General features: G+C 53.5%; 1 protein-coding gene. It reads left to right on the forward strand.

Annotated features, from left to right (window positions below; genetic code table 11):
* The first annotated feature begins 71 nt into the window (after positions 1 to 71).
* Positions 72 to 1,609 (forward strand): IS3 family transposase gene (locus CKW15_RS27770; protein WP_371856329.1). Its coding sequence is split into 2 segments (ribosomal slippage): positions 72 to 522 and positions 522 to 1,609, totalling 1,539 coding nucleotides; the frame shifts between segments, so codons are not numbered across the junction.
* The last annotated feature ends 40 nt before the right edge of the window (positions 1,610 to 1,649 follow it).

The raw sequence follows: 1,649 nt of genomic DNA on the forward strand, positions 1-1,649 counted from the left end.
CCCTCCGTGTCAGGCTACCTGTCACCCTTGTTGATTGACTCATTCATTCAAGAGGGCGAAGGTGCATAACAATGTCCAATCTAGGCAAACGCTACGACGACGACTTCAAAGATTGGGTCGTCTTGCAAATGATGCCGCCTCTAAATCGCTCAGTGGCAGAACTCGCCATTGCGCTTAATCTCACGCCTCAGTCACTGCGAAACTGGAGACAAATGGCTAGAGATAAAGGTTTGATCGTGCCGGGAAATGGCAAGACCAGTGATCAATGGTCCAGCGCCGATAAATTCAATGCTGTCATGGAAACCGCACCGTTGAGTGAGGTTGAGATTTCTCAATATTGCCGAATCAAGGGCATTTATCCTGAGCAAATCCAGCAGTGGCGCGAGGCGTGCCAAAACGCCAATACCCTTGCTGATTTGAAACCTAGTGCAGAAAGAACTGCCGAGCAGCGGCGGATCAAAGATCTGGAGCGTCAGCTGATCCAATCCGATGCAGGACGTGCGGAGGCGGTGGCTTTGCTGGAGCTCAGAAAAAAAGCCAATGCGATCTGGGGCAAGGACAAGGAAGACTGATCAGCGCCTCTGATCGTACGCAAGCCATGAAGTTGATTGCTGAAGCGGTGTTGAGTGGGGCTCGTCGATATCGAGCGTGTAATGAGCTAGGGCTGAGCCTGCGTACAGTTCAACGTTGGCGACACGCCTGCTGCGATGGGCGTCTACTGGCTCAGCGAGCAGCGCCGTCGAACAAGCTCAGTGAGGCAGAGCGCCAAGCGGTGCTTGATGCTGCCAATCAGGCTGGCTACGCCAGCCTCACCCCACACCAAATCGTTCCAAAACTGGCCGATGAAGGTATCTACCTCGCTTCAGAGTCGACGTTTTACCGTGTGTTAAAAGCCGCTAATCAAAACGTGCGTCGCGGCCGAACCAAAGCCCCGAAACGCAAGGTCCTGACGACGCATCGCGCTGACGCTCCCAATCAGGTTTGGTGCTGGGATATCACTTGGCTACCCAGCACTGTCAGAGGTCGTTTTTTCTACTGGTACATGGTCAAGGATGTCTACAGCCGCAAGCTGGTAGCCAATGAAGTGCATGAGGTGGAATGCGCCGAACACGCGTGTGAGCTGCTTAGAAAGGGATGCTTGCGTGAACATACAGCGGGTCGACCGTTGGTGCTGCACTCGGATAACGGCCACGTCATGAGAGGTTCCTTGTTACGTGAAAGCATGGTTGCCCTGGGCGTCGAGCCGTCCTTTAGCCGGCCAAGGGTGAGCAATGACAACGCTTACGCCGAAGCACTTTTTCGTACCGCAAAGTACTGCCCGCTCTGGCCGGATCAACCATTTGATACGGTGACTGAGGCAAGAATTTGGGTGCAGGGATTTATCGAGTGGTACAACGAAGATCACCGCCACAGCGCCCTGAAATACGTGACGCCAAACCAGCGGCACGAAGGCAAAGCAACGGCTCTATTACAAGCTAGAGCAATGCTTTATGAAAATGCCAAGGAAGCTAATCCGAGCCGCTGGAGCACTCGAACACGCAACTGGAAGTTGGCAGATGCTGTGTATTTAAACCCAGAGCGCCCTGAAATTAAGAGCGCAACGGGCTAGCAACTGTAAGACAAGGTGACAGGTACCTTGACACGTACCG

The sequence above is a fragment of the Pseudomonas sp. Irchel s3b5 genome, assembly GCF_900187435.1.
Classification (GTDB): Bacteria; Pseudomonadota; Gammaproteobacteria; order Pseudomonadales; family Pseudomonadaceae; genus Aquipseudomonas.